Source organism: Mesorhizobium sp. M1163, from assembly GCF_040318415.1.
Classification (GTDB): Bacteria; Pseudomonadota; Alphaproteobacteria; order Rhizobiales; family Rhizobiaceae; genus Mesorhizobium.
This window is the reverse complement of record NZ_JAMYMF010000011.1, coordinates 158,216-173,181: the sequence shown is the minus strand read 5'-3', so window position 1 is coordinate 173,181 and position 14,966 is coordinate 158,216. Positions and strand designations below refer to the sequence as shown.

27 protein-coding genes are annotated in these 14,966 nt (G+C 62.2%); all 27 read left to right on the top strand.

The annotated features are described in order from the left end of the window. Positions 1-695 (top strand): EF-Tu C-terminal domain-related protein (locus tag NKH43_RS13545; protein WP_352858602.1); only part of this gene is annotated, 695 nt, incomplete at its 5' end. 63 nt (positions 696-758) lie between these two features. Further along, a complete protein-coding gene (gene rpsJ, locus NKH43_RS13540; RefSeq protein ID WP_006205468.1) occupies positions 759-1,067 on the top strand; it encodes a 30S ribosomal protein S10 in 309 nt (102 codons plus the stop codon). Positions 1,068-1,163: 96 nt separating this feature from the next. Beyond that, positions 1,164-1,892, top strand: coding sequence for a 50S ribosomal protein L3 (gene rplC / locus NKH43_RS13535; RefSeq protein WP_352469149.1), 729 nt, complete (start codon positions 1,164-1,166; stop codon positions 1,890-1,892). Beyond that, positions 1,892-2,512: a 50S ribosomal protein L4 gene (gene rplD / locus NKH43_RS13530; protein WP_023675140.1), complete on the top strand. Its 621-nt coding sequence runs from the start codon at positions 1,892-1,894 to the stop codon at positions 2,510-2,512. Before rplC ends, rplD begins: the two co-directional genes overlap by 1 nt. Further along, positions 2,509-2,802, top strand: coding sequence for a 50S ribosomal protein L23 (locus NKH43_RS13525; RefSeq protein ID WP_006205465.1), 294 nt, complete (start codon positions 2,509-2,511; stop codon positions 2,800-2,802). Before rplD ends, NKH43_RS13525 begins: the two co-directional genes overlap by 4 nt. 22 nt (positions 2,803-2,824) lie before the next feature. Beyond that, complete coding sequence (gene rplB, locus NKH43_RS13520) at positions 2,825-3,658, top strand: 50S ribosomal protein L2 (protein ID WP_023675138.1); 834 nt, start codon at positions 2,825-2,827, stop codon at positions 3,656-3,658. A 16-nt stretch (positions 3,659-3,674) separates the two neighbouring features. After that, entirely contained in the window at positions 3,675-3,953 is a 279-nt protein-coding gene (gene rpsS / locus NKH43_RS13515; protein ID WP_006205463.1) for a 30S ribosomal protein S19, read from the top strand. Between the two features lie 2 nt (positions 3,954-3,955). Next, complete coding sequence (rplV, locus tag NKH43_RS13510; RefSeq protein ID WP_006205462.1) at positions 3,956-4,345, top strand: 50S ribosomal protein L22; 390 nt, start codon at positions 3,956-3,958, stop codon at positions 4,343-4,345. Then, positions 4,345-5,070: a 30S ribosomal protein S3 gene (rpsC, locus tag NKH43_RS13505; protein WP_023675137.1), complete on the top strand. Its 726-nt coding sequence runs from the start codon at positions 4,345-4,347 to the stop codon at positions 5,068-5,070. Before rplV ends, rpsC begins: the two co-directional genes overlap by 1 nt. Positions 5,071-5,097: 27 nt before the next feature. Then, a complete protein-coding gene (gene rplP / locus NKH43_RS13500; protein WP_006205460.1) occupies positions 5,098-5,511 on the top strand; it encodes a 50S ribosomal protein L16 in 414 nt (137 codons plus the stop codon). A 13-nt stretch (positions 5,512-5,524) separates the two neighbouring features. After that, positions 5,525-5,725 carry a 50S ribosomal protein L29 gene (gene rpmC, locus NKH43_RS13495; RefSeq protein ID WP_006205459.1) on the top strand — a complete coding sequence of 67 codons (201 nt, stop codon included), beginning with the start codon at positions 5,525-5,527 and terminating at the stop codon, positions 5,723-5,725. An 11-nt stretch (positions 5,726-5,736) separates the two neighbouring features. Next, positions 5,737-5,976: a 30S ribosomal protein S17 gene (gene rpsQ, locus NKH43_RS13490; protein WP_023675136.1), complete on the top strand. Its 240-nt coding sequence runs from the start codon at positions 5,737-5,739 to the stop codon at positions 5,974-5,976. 82 nt (positions 5,977-6,058) lie between these two features. Further along, on the top strand, positions 6,059-6,427 hold the full coding sequence (gene rplN, locus NKH43_RS13485; protein ID WP_006205457.1) for a 50S ribosomal protein L14: 369 nt from the start codon (positions 6,059-6,061) through the stop codon (positions 6,425-6,427). A gap of 12 nt (positions 6,428-6,439) precedes the next feature. Then, entirely contained in the window at positions 6,440-6,754 is a 315-nt protein-coding gene (gene rplX, locus NKH43_RS13480; protein ID WP_254817150.1) for a 50S ribosomal protein L24, read from the top strand. Next, positions 6,747-7,325: a 50S ribosomal protein L5 gene (rplE, locus tag NKH43_RS13475; protein WP_023717521.1), complete on the top strand. Its 579-nt coding sequence runs from the start codon at positions 6,747-6,749 to the stop codon at positions 7,323-7,325. Before rplX ends, rplE begins: the two co-directional genes overlap by 8 nt. Positions 7,326-7,352: 27 nt before the next feature. Continuing rightward, positions 7,353-7,658 carry a 30S ribosomal protein S14 gene (rpsN, locus tag NKH43_RS13470; protein WP_352849274.1) on the top strand — a complete coding sequence of 102 codons (306 nt, stop codon included), beginning with the start codon at positions 7,353-7,355 and terminating at the stop codon, positions 7,656-7,658. A gap of 12 nt (positions 7,659-7,670) precedes the next feature. Continuing rightward, complete coding sequence (gene rpsH, locus NKH43_RS13465; RefSeq protein WP_006205453.1) at positions 7,671-8,069, top strand: 30S ribosomal protein S8; 399 nt, start codon at positions 7,671-7,673, stop codon at positions 8,067-8,069. 88 nt (positions 8,070-8,157) lie between these two features. Next, positions 8,158-8,691, top strand: a complete 534-nt coding sequence (gene rplF, locus NKH43_RS13460; RefSeq protein WP_023675133.1) for a 50S ribosomal protein L6 — start codon at positions 8,158-8,160, stop codon at positions 8,689-8,691. Positions 8,692-8,778: 87 nt separating this feature from the next. Beyond that, positions 8,779-9,138: a 50S ribosomal protein L18 gene (rplR, locus tag NKH43_RS13455; protein ID WP_023675132.1), complete on the top strand. Its 360-nt coding sequence runs from the start codon at positions 8,779-8,781 to the stop codon at positions 9,136-9,138. Positions 9,139-9,293: 155 nt separating this feature from the next. Next, complete coding sequence (rpsE, locus tag NKH43_RS13450; RefSeq protein WP_006333394.1) at positions 9,294-9,857, top strand: 30S ribosomal protein S5; 564 nt, start codon at positions 9,294-9,296, stop codon at positions 9,855-9,857. A 24-nt stretch (positions 9,858-9,881) separates the two neighbouring features. Further along, positions 9,882-10,079: a 50S ribosomal protein L30 gene (gene rpmD, locus NKH43_RS13445; RefSeq protein ID WP_006205449.1), complete on the top strand. Its 198-nt coding sequence runs from the start codon at positions 9,882-9,884 to the stop codon at positions 10,077-10,079. A gap of 22 nt (positions 10,080-10,101) precedes the next feature. Then, positions 10,102-10,575 (top strand): 50S ribosomal protein L15, encoded by a 474-nt coding sequence (gene rplO / locus NKH43_RS13440; protein ID WP_023717522.1) that lies wholly within the window; start codon positions 10,102-10,104, stop codon positions 10,573-10,575. 191 nt (positions 10,576-10,766) lie between these two features. Then, on the top strand, positions 10,767-12,107 hold the full coding sequence (gene secY, locus NKH43_RS13435) for a preprotein translocase subunit SecY (RefSeq protein WP_023717523.1): 1,341 nt from the start codon (positions 10,767-10,769) through the stop codon (positions 12,105-12,107). Next, the gene (locus tag NKH43_RS13430; RefSeq protein WP_023717524.1) at positions 12,104-12,715 is read left to right on the top strand and encodes an adenylate kinase; all 612 of its coding nucleotides are present in this window, start codon (positions 12,104-12,106) and stop codon (positions 12,713-12,715) included. Before secY ends, NKH43_RS13430 begins: the two co-directional genes overlap by 4 nt. Positions 12,716-12,913: 198 nt before the next feature. Beyond that, positions 12,914-13,282, top strand: a complete 369-nt coding sequence (gene rpsM / locus NKH43_RS13425) for a 30S ribosomal protein S13 (RefSeq protein ID WP_006205445.1) — start codon at positions 12,914-12,916, stop codon at positions 13,280-13,282. A 139-nt stretch (positions 13,283-13,421) separates the two neighbouring features. After that, the gene (gene rpsK / locus NKH43_RS13420; RefSeq protein ID WP_006205444.1) at positions 13,422-13,811 is read left to right on the top strand and encodes a 30S ribosomal protein S11; all 390 of its coding nucleotides are present in this window, start codon (positions 13,422-13,424) and stop codon (positions 13,809-13,811) included. 106 nt (positions 13,812-13,917) lie between these two features. After that, the gene (locus tag NKH43_RS13415) at positions 13,918-14,928 is read left to right on the top strand and encodes a DNA-directed RNA polymerase subunit alpha (RefSeq protein WP_023675128.1); all 1,011 of its coding nucleotides are present in this window, start codon (positions 13,918-13,920) and stop codon (positions 14,926-14,928) included. Positions 14,929-14,966: the final 38 nt, after the last annotated feature.

Genomic DNA, 14,966 nt, shown 5'->3' with positions numbered 1-14,966 from the left:
ACGACATTCCGATCGTCAAGGGTTCGGCGCTTGCCGCACTTGAAGATTCTGACAAGAAGATCGGCGAGGACGCGATCCGCGAATTAATGGCGGCGGTCGATGCCTACATCCCGACGCCGGTTCGTCCGCTCGACAAGCCGTTCCTGATGCCGATCGAGGACGTGTTCTCGATTTCGGGCCGCGGCACGGTGGTGACCGGCCGCGTCGAGCGCGGCGTCGTCAAGGTCGGCGAGGAGCTGGAGATCATCGGCATCCGTCCGACCACCAAGACGACCTGCACGGGCGTCGAGATGTTCCGCAAGCTGCTCGACCAGGGCCAGGCCGGCGACAACATCGGCGCGCTGTTGCGCGGTGTCGACCGTGAAGGCGTCGAGCGCGGCCAGGTTCTGGCCAAGCCCGGCACCGTTAAGCCGCACAAGAAGTTCGTCGCCGAAGCCTACATCCTGACCAAGGACGAGGGCGGCCGTCACACGCCGTTCTTCACCAACTACCGTCCGCAGTTCTATTTCCGCACGACGGACGTAACCGGCATCGTGTCGCTGCCGGAAGGCACCGAAATGGTGATGCCGGGCGATAACATCACCGTCGATGTCGAGCTGATCGTGCCGATCGCCATGGAAGAGAAGCTGCGCTTCGCCATCCGTGAAGGCGGCCGCACCGTCGGTGCCGGCATCGTCGTCACCATCAAAGAGTAATTTGGACTTAAACCGATCTGTCGCGGGCGCTGCCCGCGCCGCGCCAGAACAAGGAAGTGACGCATGAACGGACAGAATATCCGCATCCGCCTGAAGGCGTTTGATCACCGGGTGCTCGACGCCTCGACACGGGAAATCGTGTCGACCGCCAAGCGCACCGGCGCCAACGTCCGCGGCCCCATTCCGCTGCCGACGCGGATCGAAAAGTTCACGGTCAACCGGTCGCCTCACGTCGACAAGAAGAGCCGCGAGCAGTTCGAGATGCGCACGCACAAGCGTCTGCTCGACATCGTCGACCCGACCCCGCAGACGGTCGATGCTTTGATGAAGCTCGACCTGGCCGCCGGTGTCGACGTCGAGATCAAGCTCTAAGGAACCAGAGGTCAGCGGGGCGACCCGGAACTCTGAAGGAACAAGAGGCGTGGAGGGGCGACAGCCCCGACAGGGAACTCTAAAGGAATTGAACCGATGCGTTCAGGTGTGATTGCAAAGAAGGTGGGAATGACCCGCATCTACAACGATGCCGGGGAACATGTTCCCGTCACTGTTCTCCAGATGGAGAACTGCCAGGTCGTGGCGCAGCGCACGCAGGAGAAGAACGGCTATACCGCCGTCCAGCTCGGCGTTGGCCTTGCCAAGGTGAAGAACACGTCGAAGGCGATGCGCGGCCATTTCGCGACCGCTTCCGTCGAGCCCAAGGCCAAGGTTGCCGAGTTCCGCGTCTCCGCCGACAACATGATCGATGTCGGCGCCGAGATCACCGTCGAGCATTTCGTCGTCGGCCAGAAGGTCGATGTGACGGGAACCACGATCGGCAAGGGTTTCCAGGGCGTCATCAAGCGGCACCACATGGGTGGCGGCCGCGCGACGCACGGCAACTCGGTGTCGCACCGTACACACGGCTCGACCGGCCAGCGCCAGGATCCGGGCAAGGTGTTCAAGGGCAAGCATATGGCCGGCCACATGGGCGACACCCGCGTCACCACGCAGAATGTCGAGGTCGTCTCGACCGACGCCGATCGCGGCCTGATCCTGATCCGCGGTGCGGTCCCGGGTTCGAAGGGTGCATGGATCCTGGTCCGCGACGCGGCCAAGGTAGCGCTTCCGGCCAATGCGCCGAAGCCCGCCGCGATCCGCGCCGTTGCAACCGATGGTGCCGCCAAGAACGAGGCCCAGGCCACAGAGGGAGCGGAATAATGGACCTCAAGATTACAACGCTTGGCGGCAAGGACGCCGGCAAGCTGAAGCTCTCCGAAGAGATTTTCGGCCTTGACCCGCGCGAGGACATCCTGCAGCGCGTCGTGCGCTGGCAGCTTGCCAAGAAGCAGCAGGGCACGCACAAGGCCAAGGGTCGCGCGGAAATCGCCCGCACCGGCGCCAAGATGTACAAGCAGAAGGGTACGGGCCGCGCCCGTCACCATTCGGCTCGCGCTCCGCAGTTCCGCGGCGGCGGCAAGGCCCACGGCCCGGTCGTGCGCAGCCACGAGCACGATCTGCCGAAGAAGGTGCGCGCGCTCGGCCTCAAGCATGCCCTCTCGGCCAAGGCCAAGAGCGCGTCGATCATCATCATCGACGAGCTAAAGCTGACCGAGGCCAAGACCAAGGCGCTGATCGCGAATTTCGCGACGCTGGGCCTGAGCAACGCCCTGGTGATCGGCGGCGCCGAGCTTGACAAGAACTTCAAGCTGGCGGCGACCAACATCCCGAACATCGACGTGCTGCCCATCCAGGGCATCAACGTCTACGACATTCTGCGCCGCGGCACGCTGGTCCTTTCCAAGGCCGCCGTCGAGGCTCTCGAGGAGCGCTTCAAATGACCGACCTTCGTCATTACGATGTGATCGTCTCGCCGGCGATCACCGAAAAGTCGACCATGGCTTCCGAGCAGAACCAGGTCGTCTTCAACGTCGCCAAGAAGGCGTCGAAGCCGGAAATCAAGGCCGCCGTCGAAGCGCTGTTCGGCGTCAAGGTGATGGCCGTGAACACGCTTGTCCGCAAGGGCAAGATCAAGCGCTTCCGCGGCACGATCGGCCGCCAGAGCGACGTCAAGAAGGCGGTTGTGACGCTGGCCGACGGCCAGTCGATCGACGTCGCGACGGGTCTCTGAGCAAGGTCGCGAGGACAGAACAATGGCACTGAAAAAATTCAACCCGGTAACGCCGAGCACCCGTCAGCTGGTCATCGTCGACCGCTCGGGCCTCTACAAGGGCAAGCCCGTCAAGGGCCTGACCGAAGGCCTGACCAAGTCGGGCGGCCGCAACAATTACGGCCGCATCACGGCCCGCTTCATCGGCGGCGGTCACAAGCGCACTTACCGCATCATCGACTTCAAGCGCCGCAAGTTCGACGTCGTCGGCACGGTCGAGCGTATCGAATACGATCCGAACCGCACCGCCTTCATCGCGCTGATCAAGTATGACGATGGCGAGCTGTCCTACATCATCGCCCCGCAGCGTCTGGCTCCCGGCGACAAGATCGTGGCCGGTGAATCGGTCGACGTGAAGCCGGGCAACGCGATGCCGCTGGCCTCGATGCCGGTCGGCACGATCGTCCACAATATCGAGCTGAAGCCTGGCAAGGGCGCTCAGGTCGCCCGCTCGGCCGGCGGTTATGGCCAGCTTGTCGGCCGCGACCAGGGCATGGCGATCCTGCGCCTCAACTCGGGCGAGCAGCGTGTCGTCCACGGCTCCTGCATGGCCACTGTCGGTGCCGTGTCCAACCCGGACCACGGCAACATCAATGACGGCAAGGCAGGCCGCACCGTGTGGCGCGGCAAGCGTCCGCACAATCGCGGCGTGACCATGAACCCGGTCGACCATCCACATGGCGGCGGCGAAGGCCGCACCTCGGGTGGCCGCCATCCGGTTTCGCCCTGGGGCAAGCCGACCAAGGGCAAGAAGACGCGGTCCAACAAGGCGACCGACAAGTTCATCCTGCGCTCGCGCCATCAGCGCAAGAGCTAAGAAGAGGTAACGCCAAGTGACTCGTTCGATTTGGAAAGGCCCCTTCATCGACGGCTACCTTCTGAAGAAGGTGGACAAGGTTCGTGAAGGTGGTCGCAATGAGGTGATCAAGATGTGGAGCCGCCGCTCCACCATCCTGCCGCAGTTCGTCGGCTTCACCTTCGGTGTCTACAACGGCCAGAAGCACGTTCCCGTCTCGGTGAACGAGGACATGGTCGGTCACAAGTTCGGTGAATTCGCTCCGACCCGGACCTATTACGGTCACGGCGCGGATAAGAAGGCGAAGAGGAAATAATCATGGGCAAGGCCAAAGCTCCGCGCAGGCTTGCTGACAACGAAGCGCGCGCCGTGTTGCGCACGATCCGTATCAGCCCGCAGAAGCTGAACCTGGTTGCCGCGCTGATCCGCGGCAAGAAGGTCGCGACAGCGCTTTCCGACCTCGAATTCTCGGCCAAGCGGATTTCCGGCACGGTCAAGAAGACGCTGGAATCGGCGATCGCCAACGCGGAAAACAATCACGACCTCGACGTCGATGCGCTGATCGTGGCGGAAGCCTATGTCGGCAAGTCGATCGTCATGAAGCGGTTCCATGCCCGTGGCCGTGGTCGCGCCAGCCGTATCGAGAAGCCGTTCTCGCACCTCACGATCGTCGTTCGTGAAGTCGAAGAAAAAGGGGAGGCCGCATAATGGGCCAGAAAGTCAATCCGATCGGTCTGCGTCTCGGCATCAACCGCACCTGGGATTCGCGCTGGTTCGCGAACACCGGCGAGTACGGCAAGCTGCTGCACGAGGACATCAAGATCCGCAAATATCTTGAGAAGGAACTCAAGCAGGCTGCGATCTCGAAGGTCGTGATCGAGCGTCCGCATAAGAAGTGCCGCGTCACCATCCATGCGGCGCGTCCGGGCCTGATCATCGGCAAGAAGGGCGCCGACATCGAGAAGCTTCGCAAGAAGCTGATGGAGATGACCAAGTCCGAGACGCATCTGAACATCGTCGAAGTGCGCAAGCCGGAGATCGACGCGACCCTGGTCGCCCAGTCGATCGCCCAGCAGCTCGAGCGCCGCATCGCGTTCCGCCGCGCCATGAAGCGCGCCGTGCAGTCGGCGATGCGCCTTGGTGCCGAGGGCATCCGCATCAACTGCGCCGGCCGTCTCGGCGGCGCCGAGATCGCGCGCATGGAATGGTATCGTGAAGGCCGCGTGCCGCTGCATACGCTGCGTGCCGACGTCGACTACGGCACGGCCGAAGCGAATACGGCCTACGGCATCTGCGGCGTCAAGGTCTGGGTGTTCAAGGGCGAGATCCTCGAGCACGACCCGATGGCTTCGGAGCGCCGCGCCACCGAGGGCGATCATGCGCATGGCGGTGGTGGTGAGCGCGAACGCGGTCGCCGTCGCGAAAACGCGTAAGACAGTTAGGAATTTGGAGTTAGAACGATGCTGCAGCCAAAGCGCACAAAGTTCCGTAAGCAGTTCAAGGGCCGCATCCACGGTACCGCCAAGGGCGGCACCAACCTGGATTTCGGTGGTTTCGGGCTGAAGGCGCTTGAGCCGAACCGCGTCACCGCGCGTGAGATCGAGGCGGCCCGCCGCGCGATCACCCGCGAGATGAAGCGTGCCGGCCGCGTGTGGATCCGTATCTTCCCGGACGTGCCGGTGACGTCGAAGCCGACCGAAGTCCGCATGGGCAAGGGCAAGGGCGCGGTCGACTACTGGGCGGCACGTGTCAAGCCGGGCCGCATCATGTTCGAGATCGACGGCGTCAACGAGGAAACCGCCCGTGAGGCGCTGCGTCTCGGCGCGGCCAAGCTCTCGGTCAGGACGCGCTTCGTACAGCGCATCGCAGAATAAGGACGGGCTGATCATGAAAGCCGAAGACATCCGGACCAAGACCCAGGACCAGCTGACCGACGACCTGGCCAGCCTGAAGAAGGAGCAGTTCAACCTGCGCTTCCAGAAGGCCACCGGCCAGCTTGAGAAGACCGCGCGCGTGAGGCAGGTCCGCAAGGACATTGCGCGTATCAAGACCATCGCTGCGGAAAAGTCCGCGGCCAAGAAGGCTTAAGGACGAAAACCATGCCAAAGCGCATTCTGCAGGGCACCGTCGTCAGCGACAAGAACGAGAAGACGGTTGTCGTCAAGGTCGAACGGCGCTTCACGCATCCCGTGATGAAGAAGACCGTGCGCATGACCAAGAAGTACAAGGCGCACGACGAGAACAACGCCCACAAGGTCGGCGATCAGGTGTTCATCCAGGAATCGAAGCCGATTTCCAAGGACAAGCGCTGGGTCGTGGTGTCTTCGGACCAGGCCTGATCAGGGCTAACGAAACGAATTTTGGACAGACCGGGGAGGGGTGAGAAACCCGTCCCGTTAGAAAAGAAGAAGGCGGCCAGTCATGATTCAGATGCAAACAAACCTCGACGTCGCGGATAATTCCGGCGCCCGTCGTGTCATGTGCATCAAGGTGCTGGGCGGCTCGAAGCGGAAATATGCTTCCGTGGGCGACATCATCGTGGTGTCGATCAAGGAAGCCATCCCGCGCGGCCGCGTCAAGAAGGGCGATGTGATGAAGGCGGTCGTGGTTCGCACGGCCAAGGACATCCGCCGCCCGGACGGCAGCGTGATCCGTTTCGACAAGAACGCAGCCGTTCTCGTCGACAACAAGAAAGAGCCGATCGGCACGCGTATCTTCGGACCGGTTCCGCGCGAACTCCGCGCCAAGAACCACATGAAGATCATCTCGCTCGCGCCTGAAGTGCTGTAAGGAGCCGGACCAATGCAAAAGATTAGAAAAGGCGACAAGGTCGTCGTGCTGGCCGGCAAGGACAAGGGCCGTTCGGGCGAAGTCCTCTCGGTGCAGCCGAAGGACGACACCGCGCTGGTGCGCGGCGTCAACCTGATCCGTCGTCACCAGAAGCAGTCCCAGTCCCAGGAGGGCGGGATCATCACCAAGGAAGCGCCGATCCAGCTGTCGAACATCGCGCTGGCCGACCCCAAGGATGGCAAGCCGACCCGCGTCGGCTTCATCTTCCAGAAGGACGGCAAGAAGGTGCGCGTCGCCAAGCGCTCGGGAGAAGTCATCAATGGCTAAGGCTCAAACCAAGCAGGCAACTGCCCAGAACACCCCCCGCCTCAAGCAGGTCTATAACGAGACCATCCGCAAGGCGCTGCAGGAGCAGTTCGGCTACGACAACGAGATGCAGGTTCCGCGCATCGACAAGATCGTGCTGAACATGGGCGTCGGCGAGGCGACCGGCGATTCGAAGAAGCCTTCGATCGCGGCGGAAGACCTTGCGATGATCGCCGGCCAGAAGGCCGTCGTCACCCGCGCCCGCAACTCGATCGCCGGCTTCAAGGTCCGCGAGAAGATGCCGATCGGTGCCAAGGTCACGCTGCGCAAGGAACGCATGTACGAGTTCCTCGATCGTCTCGTGAACATCGCACTGCCGCGCGTCCGCGACTTCCGCGGGCTCAACCCGAAGAGCTTCGATGGCCGTGGCAACTATGCCATGGGCATCAAGGAACACATCGTGTTTCCGGAGATCAACTACGACAAGGTTGATCAGATCTGGGGCATGGACGTCATCGTTTGTACGACTGCGAAGACGGACGACGAAGCCAGGGCATTGCTCAAGGCCTTCAACTTCCCCTTCCGCCAGTAACGGCAGCGAGAAAAGGAAAAATCTGAAATGGCAAAGACCAGCTCAGTCGAGAAGAACAACAGGCGCCGCAAGCTTGCGGACCAGTTCGCTGCCAAGCGCATGGTGCTCAAGGCGATCATCATGGATCAGTCCAAGCCGATGGAAGAGCGCTTCCGCGCTCAGCTGAAGCTTTCGGCGCTGCCGCGCAACTCGGCCAAGACCCGCATCCGCAACCGCTGCGAAGTCACCGGACGCCCGCGTGCATATTATCGCAAGCTCAAAGTATCGCGTATCGCGCTTCGTGATCTCGGCAATAACGGCCAGATCCCGGGCCTGGTCAAGTCGAGCTGGTAAGGAGGACATAACATGTCATTGAGCGATCCTCTCGGCGATATGCTGACCCGCATCCGCAACGCCTATGGCCGCAAGAAGTCGAGCGTTTCGACGCCGGCCTCGCGCCTGCGTACCCGCGTCCTCGACGTGCTGAAGGCCGAAGGCTATATCCGCGACTACAGCCAGACCGACTTCGACAACGGCAAGTCCGAAATCGAGATCGAGCTGAAGTATTTCGACGGTGCGCCGGTGGTGCGCGAAATCGCCCGGGTCTCGAAGCCCGGCCGCCGCGTCTACGTTTCGGCCAAGTCGATACCGCATGTCGCCAACGGGCTCGGCATCGCCATCCTTTCGACGCCGAAGGGCGTGATGGCCGACCACGAAGCGCGCGAACAGAATGTCGGCGGGGAAATCCTCTGCCAGATCTTCTGATCTGGTACGTGACCCCAATTGGAAACCGGTTTCGGGATCAAATCCCGAAGCCGAGACCTGAAACAAGAGAAGTGACGAGGACAACAAAATGTCTCGTATTGGAAAGAAGCCCGTTTCGCTGCCGCAGGGCGTGACCGCGACCGTCAACGGCCAGACCGTGACGGCGAAGGGTCCGAAGGGCGAGCTGAAGTTCGTGGTGAACGACGAAGTGCTGGTCAAGATGGAAGGCAGCGAGATCGCTGTCCAGCCGCGCGACCAGACCAAGACCGCCCGCTCCAAATGGGGCATGTCGCGCACGCAGATCGTCAACATCCTGCAGGGCGTCAAGGACGGCTTCGAAAAGAAGCTCGAGATCACCGGCGTCGGCTATCGTGCCGCCATGCAGGGCAAGAACCTGCAGCTGGCGCTCGGCTTCAGCCATGACGTCGTCTACGAAACGCCGCAGGGCGTGACGATTTCGGTGCCGAAACCGACGGAAATCACCGTGACCGGCATCGACAAGCAGCAGGTCGGCCAGGTTGCCGCCGAGATCCGCGAGTATCGCAGCCCCGAGCCCTACAAGGGCAAGGGTGTCCGCTATGCTGGCGAGAAGATCGTCCGCAAGGAAGGCAAGAAGAAGTAATTTTAACGCCGCGGGGAGCGGTCGCGGGAGGCGCTTCGCCTACCGCATATGGTTGCCCCCGTTTTTTGAAGGCAAGGAACTGATATCATGGGCTCGAAAGAATCCACCCAACGCCGCGCTCAGCGCGTCCGCCGCCAGATCAAGAAAGTTGCCGGCGATCGTCCGCGCCTGTCGGTCCATCGCACGTCGAAGAACATCTACGTCCAGGTCATCGACGACGCCAAGGGCCACACCATCGCCGCTGCTTCGACGCTCGAGAAGGAGCTCAAGGGTTCGCTCAAGACCGGCGCCGACACCGCGGCCGCAGCTGCCATCGGCAAGCTGATCGCCGAGCGTGCCTCGAAGGCCGGCGTCAAGGAAGTCGTCTTCGACCGCGGTGCCTACATCTACCACGGCCGCGTCAAGGCGCTTGCCGAGGCTGCCCGTGAAGGTGGTCTGAGCTTCTAAAGCATGATCCCGAACCGGAGGTCAGCGCAGCAAAAAGTTGCAGACTTTTCGGATAGGATCATGCGAAGGAAAAAAGAGTTTTCGCCCCCGGCGACCCACAGAGGCGCCGGATATCATCATCAACCGTGCTTCCGGAAAAAAACAAGGAACAGGATATGGCACAGGAACGTAGGGATGGCGGCCGCGGCCGTGATCGCGAAGAGCGCGACGACGGCATGGTCGACAAGCTCGTCCACATCAACCGTGTCGCCAAGGTCGTCAAGGGCGGCCGGCGCTTCGGCTTTGCAGCGCTCGTCGTCGTCGGCGACCAGAAGGGCCGCGTCGGCTTCGGTCACGGCAAGGCGCGCGAAGTGCCGGAGGCGATCCGTAAGGCGACCGAATCGGCCAAGCGCGACATGATCTTCGTGCCGCTGCGCTCGGGCCGCACGCTGCACCATGACGTCGAGGGACGCTGGGGCGCGGGACGTGTGCTGCTGCGCGCTGCCAAGCAAGGTACCGGCATCATCGCCGGCGGCCCGATGCGCGCCGTCTTCGAGACGCTCGGCATGCATGACGTGGTCGCCAAGTCGATGGGTTCGTCGAACCCCTACAACATGGTTCGCGCCACTTTCGACGCGCTGAAGAGCCAGATGCATCCGAAGGATGTGGCTGCTGCGCGCGGCATCAAGTATTCGACCCTTCAGGCCCGCCGCGGCACCGCCGTTGCGGCTGAAGAATAGTCGAAGCTGACCAGGGATCTGACCATGGCCAAGAAAGCAACCAAGACCATCACCGTCGAGCAGATCGGCTCGCCGATCCGCCGGCCGAAGGAGCAGCGCGCAACGCTGGTCGGCCTCGGCCTCAACAAGATGCACAAGCAGCGCACGCTGGAGGATACGCCCTCGGTGCGCGGCATGATCGCTGCCGTCCAGCATCTCGTCCGCGTTGTGGACGAGGGCTGAGCCAGAGCGCAGGAGAACCCAGATGAAACTCAACGATCTGCGTGACAAGGACGGCGCGACGCATTCCAAGAAGCGTCTCGGCCGTGGCATCGGTTCCGGTTCGGGCAAGACCGCCGGTCGCGGCGTCAAGGGCCAGAAGGCGCGCTCCGGCGTCGCCGTCAACGGCTTCGAGGGTGGCCAGATGCCGCTCTACCGTCGTCTGCCGAAGCGCGGCTTCAACAATATCTTCGCCAAGAGCTTCACCGTTGTGTCGCTGGCCCGCATCCAGGCCGCGCTCGATGCCAAGAAGCTTGACGCTAAGACAGTTGTGACAGCCGAGGCGCTGGTTGCGGCCGGCGTCATCCGTCGCGTCAAGGACGGCGTGCGCATCCTTTCGGACGGCGACATCAAGGCCAAGCTTGCCTTCGACGTGGCCGGAGCCTCCAAGGCCGCGGTCGAGAAGATCGAAAAGGCCGGCGGTTCGGTGAAGTTGCCTGAGAAAGCAGCCGCCGAGTAACGGCAATTTGAAGCACGGTCGGCAAAGGTGGAATTCGGTTTTGCCTGCGGTCGTGCTTTGATCCGACAGATGTGGCGGCCGCATCAACGCGGCCGCTTGCATGTTTGCAGTCCGGAGCTTATCTCGTGAGCTTCGGTGACACGCGCCGCCTGAGCTGCGGGCATCGAGCGTGACCAAGCGGAGAATCAGGCATGGCTTCGGCTGCTGAACAACTAGCCTCGAATCTGAATTTTTCGGCCTTCGCCAAAGCCGAGGATCTGAAGAAGCGCATCTGGTTCACCATCGGCGCGCTGCTCGTCTACCGTCTTGGCACCTATATCCCGCTGCCCGGCATCAATCCCGACGCTTTCGCCCAGGCCTTCTCGTCGCAGAGCAAGGGCGTGCTCGGCATGTTCAACATGTTCGCCGGCGGCGCCGTGCAGCGCATGGCGATCTTTGCCCTTGGCATCATGCCCTATATCTCCGCTTCCATCATCATGCAGCTGATGACCTCGGTCATTCCGTCGCTGGAAGCGCTGAAGAAGGAAGGCGAGCAGGGCCGCAAGATCATCAACCAGTACACGCGCTACGGCACCGTGCTTCTCGCGTTGGTCCAGGCGTACGGCATTTCGGTTGGGCTTGAGGGCGGCAACGGCATCGTCAACGATCCCGGCATGTTCTTCCGCATCTCCACCGTCGTCACGCTGGTCGGCGGCACCATGTTCCTGATGTGGCTTGGCGAGCAGATCACCGCCCGCGGCATCGGCAACGGCATTTCGCTGATCATCTTCTCCGGCATTGTCGCCGGCCTGCCGCGCGCCATCTCCGGCACATTGGAGCTTGGCCGCACCGGCGCGCTGTCGACCGGCCTGATCCTGGCGATCATCGTGCTCGCCATCGTCGTCATCGCGCTGATCGTCTTCTTCGAGCGCGCCCAGCGCCGCCTGCTGATCCAGTATCCCAAGCGCCAGGTCGGCAATCGCATGTTCCAGGGCGATACCTCGCATCTGCCGCTGAAGCTCAACACCTCCGGCGTCATTCCGCCGATCTTCGCCTCGTCGCTGCTGCTGCTTCCGGCAACGGTTGCCGGCTTCTCGCAGACGACCAATATGCCTGCCTGGGCGAGCACCATCCTGGCGGCGCTCGGCCACGGCCAGCCGCTCTATATGGCCTTCTACGCGGCAATGATCGTGTTCTTCGCCTTCTTCTATACTGCGATCGTCTTCAATCCGAAGGACACCGCCGACCAGCTCAAGAAGCATTCGGGCTTCATCCCGGGCTATCGTCCGGGCGAGCGCACTGCGGACTATATCGACTATGTGCTCACCCGCATCACCGTCGTCGGCGCCATCTATCTGGTGCTGGTGTGTCTGCTGCCCGAGTTCCTGATTTCAGCGACTGGCGTACCGTTCTACCTTGGTGGCACTTCGCTCCTGATCGTGGTCAGTGTAACGCTCGATACGGTGGCGCAGATTCAGGGTCACCTGATCGCGCACCAGTATGAGGGCCTGATCAAGAAGTCGAAGCTGCGCGGGGGGAAGAAGGCCAGATGAGGTTGATATTGCTTGGACCGCCGGGGGCGGGCAAGGGGACACAAGCACTGAGACTGGTAGAAAGACACGGCATCCCACAGCTTTCCACGGGGGACATGCTGCGTGCTGCTGTTCAGGCCGGCACCGAAGTCGGCAGGCGAGCCAAGGCGGTGATGGATGCTGGTGAACTGGTGTCCGACGCTATCGTCAACGCCATCGTGGCCGAGCGCATCGATCAAGCCGATTGCGCAAACGGCTTCATCCTTGACGGATACCCGCGAACCCTGGTGCAAGCGGACGCCGTTGAGGAAATGCTTTCGGATCGCGGGCTGGAGCTAGACGCGGTCATCGAATTTGTCGTCGACGACAAGGCGCTGGTTGGCCGAATCGTCAAACGCGCCGAGGACGCCAAGGCCGCAGGCCTGCCGGTGCGCAAGGACGACAGCCCAGCGGTGTTCGAAGAACGCTTGAGGGAATATTACAAGAAAACCTCGCCGCTGATCGGCTACTACTACGCCAAGGGCAAGCTCAGGGGCGTCGATGGCATGGCCGACATCGATGCGGTGACGCAGCAGATCGAGGCGGTGCTCAGGGCGACGACCCGGCAGGTTGGCCAGGCGGCCGGCTAGAGAAACGAACGATTGCGCTTGACTGGAGCGGTCCGCTGGGGTATGGCGGCCCGTCTTCCTATCAGGCATGAGGCTTGCTTGTCCGCAAGGGCAAGGCAGGCCGCTTTGAACTGGAAACTCCCGCAAGGGCCGGCCTCCACCGGACGCGGGGCAACTTGAAGCGCCGGCTCGTCCGGCCTATATGGAGAAGAGAAGAACATGGCTCGTATAGCCGGCGTCAACATTCCTACCAACAAGCGCGTCGTCATTGCGCTTCAATACATTCACGGCATTGGCAAGAAGTTCGCCCAGGAGATCGTCGACAAGGTCGGCATCCCGGCCGAGCGCCGCGTCAACCAGCTGACCGACGCGGAAGTGCTGCAGATCCGGGAGACCATCGACCGCGACTACCAGGTCGAGGGCGACCTGCGCCGCGAAGTGTCGATGAACATCAAGCGGCTCATGGACCTCGGCTGCTACCGCGGCCTGCGTCACCGCCGCTCGCTGCCGGTTCGTGGCCAGCGCACGCACACCAATGCGCGCACCCGCAAAGGCCCAGCCAAGTCGATTGCCGGAAAGAAGAAGTAATTTAGGGCAGTAAGAGAGTAGGGCAGTAAGGCAATAGGAACGGCAGACATACTGCCCTACTGCCATATTCCCCTACTGCCTTCTCCCTGGTGGAGCCGCTGGCATTACGGCGGTGTAGAGATCAACTGAAAGGACTATCATGGCCAAGGAAGCCGCTCGTGTTCGCCGTCGCGAACGCAAGAACATCTCGTCGGGCGTTGCCCACGTCAATTCGACCTTCAACAACACGATGATCACCATCACCGACGCGCAGGGCAATTCCATTGCCTGGTCGTCGGCCGGAGCCCAGGGCTTCAAGGGATCGCGCAAGTCGACCCCTTTCGCTGCCCAGATGGCCGCCGAAGATGTTGCCAAGAAGGCTCAGGAACACGGCATGCGCATGCTCGAGGTCGAGGTCTGTGGACCCGGCTCCGGTCGTGAATCGGCGCTGCGGGCGCTGCAGGCAGCAGGCTTCACCATCACCTCGATCCGTGATGTGACGCCGATCCCGCACAATGGCTGCCGCCCGCGCAAGAAGCGCCGCGTCTAAAGAGAATTTACCGAACGCCGCGCGAGCGCCTCAAGGGCGCTCCTCCACGGCATTCCAGGTCGCCCGCCACGATTGGATGGTGGCGGGACAACGGAAGGAAAGCACTATGATCCAGAAAAATTGGCAGGAACTGATCAAGCCGAACAAGATAGAGTTCTCGTCGAAGAAGAAGACGCTGACCACGCTGGTCGCCGAGCCGCTCGAGCGCGGCTTCGGCCTCACCCTCGGCAACGCGCTGCGCCGCGTGCTTCTGTCTTCGCTGCGTGGCGCGGCTGTGACCGCCGTGCAGATCGACGGCGTTCTGCATGAATTCTCGTCCATCGCCGGCGTGCGCGAGGACGTGACCGACATCGTGTTGAACATCAAGGAAATCGCCATCCGCATGGAAGGCGATGGCCCCAAGCGCATGGTCGTGCGCAAGCAGGGACCGGGCGCGGTTCTCGCCGGCGACATCCAGACGGTCGGCGACGTCGAGATCCTCAATCCCGACCACGTCATCTGCACGCTGGACGAAGGCGCTGAGATCCGCATGGAATTCACCGTCGACACCGGCAAGGGCTATGTGCCGGCCGACCGCAACCGCGCCGAAGACGCGCCGATAGGGCTGATCCCGGTCGACAGCCTGTATTCGCCGGTCAAGAAGGTCTCCTACAAGGTCGAGAACACCCGTGAGGGGCAGGTTCTCGATTATGACAAGCTGACCATGACCATCGAGACCGATGGTTCGATCTCGGGCGAGGACGCGGTGGCCTTCGCCGCTCGCATCCTGCAGGACCAGCTCGGCCTGTTCGTCAATTTCGACGAGCCGCAGAAGGAAGTCGCTGCCGAACAGGTTACCGAGCTTGCCTTCAACCCGGCGCTGCTCAAGAAGGTCGACGAACTCGAGCTTTCGGTGCGTTCGGCCAACTGCCTGAAGAACGACAACATCGTCTATATCGGCGATCTGATCCAGAAGACCGAAGCCGAGATGCTGCGCACCCCGAACTTCGGCCGCAAGTCGCTGAACGAGATCAAGGAAGTCCTGGCGGCGATGGGCCTGCATCTCGGCATGGAAGTGCCGGACTGGCCGCCGGAAAACATCGAAGACCTCGCCAAGCGTTACGAAGATCAATACTGAGGCTCAGGCCTCTTGAACCCGCAATGAAGGAGAAGAGC

What these genes read in the sequence shown, in the direction of transcription:
- rpsJ (WP_006205468.1), top strand. Translation starts at nt 759, where the DNA reads ATGAACGGACAGAATATCCGCATCCGCCTGAAGGCGTTTGATCACCGG.
- rplC (WP_352469149.1), top strand. Translation starts at nt 1,164, where the DNA reads ATGCGTTCAGGTGTGATTGCAAAGAAGGTGGGAATGACCCGCATCTAC.
- rplD (WP_023675140.1), top strand. Translation starts at nt 1,892, where the DNA reads ATGGACCTCAAGATTACAACGCTTGGCGGCAAGGACGCCGGCAAGCTG.
- NKH43_RS13525 (WP_006205465.1), top strand. Translation starts at nt 2,509, where the DNA reads ATGACCGACCTTCGTCATTACGATGTGATCGTCTCGCCGGCGATCACC.
- rplB (WP_023675138.1), top strand. Translation starts at nt 2,825, where the DNA reads ATGGCACTGAAAAAATTCAACCCGGTAACGCCGAGCACCCGTCAGCTG.
- rplV (WP_006205462.1), top strand. Translation starts at nt 3,956, where the DNA reads ATGGGCAAGGCCAAAGCTCCGCGCAGGCTTGCTGACAACGAAGCGCGC.
- rpsC (WP_023675137.1), top strand. Translation starts at nt 4,345, where the DNA reads ATGGGCCAGAAAGTCAATCCGATCGGTCTGCGTCTCGGCATCAACCGC.
- rplP (WP_006205460.1), top strand. Translation starts at nt 5,098, where the DNA reads ATGCTGCAGCCAAAGCGCACAAAGTTCCGTAAGCAGTTCAAGGGCCGC.
- rpmC (WP_006205459.1), top strand. Translation starts at nt 5,525, where the DNA reads ATGAAAGCCGAAGACATCCGGACCAAGACCCAGGACCAGCTGACCGAC.
- rpsQ (WP_023675136.1), top strand. Translation starts at nt 5,737, where the DNA reads ATGCCAAAGCGCATTCTGCAGGGCACCGTCGTCAGCGACAAGAACGAG.
- rplN (WP_006205457.1), top strand. Translation starts at nt 6,059, where the DNA reads ATGATTCAGATGCAAACAAACCTCGACGTCGCGGATAATTCCGGCGCC.
- rplX (WP_254817150.1), top strand. Translation starts at nt 6,440, where the DNA reads ATGCAAAAGATTAGAAAAGGCGACAAGGTCGTCGTGCTGGCCGGCAAG.
- rplE (WP_023717521.1), top strand. Translation starts at nt 6,747, where the DNA reads ATGGCTAAGGCTCAAACCAAGCAGGCAACTGCCCAGAACACCCCCCGC.
- rpsN (WP_352849274.1), top strand. Translation starts at nt 7,353, where the DNA reads ATGGCAAAGACCAGCTCAGTCGAGAAGAACAACAGGCGCCGCAAGCTT.
- rpsH (WP_006205453.1), top strand. Translation starts at nt 7,671, where the DNA reads ATGTCATTGAGCGATCCTCTCGGCGATATGCTGACCCGCATCCGCAAC.
- rplF (WP_023675133.1), top strand. Translation starts at nt 8,158, where the DNA reads ATGTCTCGTATTGGAAAGAAGCCCGTTTCGCTGCCGCAGGGCGTGACC.
- rplR (WP_023675132.1), top strand. Translation starts at nt 8,779, where the DNA reads ATGGGCTCGAAAGAATCCACCCAACGCCGCGCTCAGCGCGTCCGCCGC.
- rpsE (WP_006333394.1), top strand. Translation starts at nt 9,294, where the DNA reads ATGGCACAGGAACGTAGGGATGGCGGCCGCGGCCGTGATCGCGAAGAG.
- rpmD (WP_006205449.1), top strand. Translation starts at nt 9,882, where the DNA reads ATGGCCAAGAAAGCAACCAAGACCATCACCGTCGAGCAGATCGGCTCG.
- rplO (WP_023717522.1), top strand. Translation starts at nt 10,102, where the DNA reads ATGAAACTCAACGATCTGCGTGACAAGGACGGCGCGACGCATTCCAAG.
- secY (WP_023717523.1), top strand. Translation starts at nt 10,767, where the DNA reads ATGGCTTCGGCTGCTGAACAACTAGCCTCGAATCTGAATTTTTCGGCC.
- NKH43_RS13430 (WP_023717524.1), top strand. Translation starts at nt 12,104, where the DNA reads ATGAGGTTGATATTGCTTGGACCGCCGGGGGCGGGCAAGGGGACACAA.
- rpsM (WP_006205445.1), top strand. Translation starts at nt 12,914, where the DNA reads ATGGCTCGTATAGCCGGCGTCAACATTCCTACCAACAAGCGCGTCGTC.
- rpsK (WP_006205444.1), top strand. Translation starts at nt 13,422, where the DNA reads ATGGCCAAGGAAGCCGCTCGTGTTCGCCGTCGCGAACGCAAGAACATC.
- NKH43_RS13415 (WP_023675128.1), top strand. Translation starts at nt 13,918, where the DNA reads ATGATCCAGAAAAATTGGCAGGAACTGATCAAGCCGAACAAGATAGAG.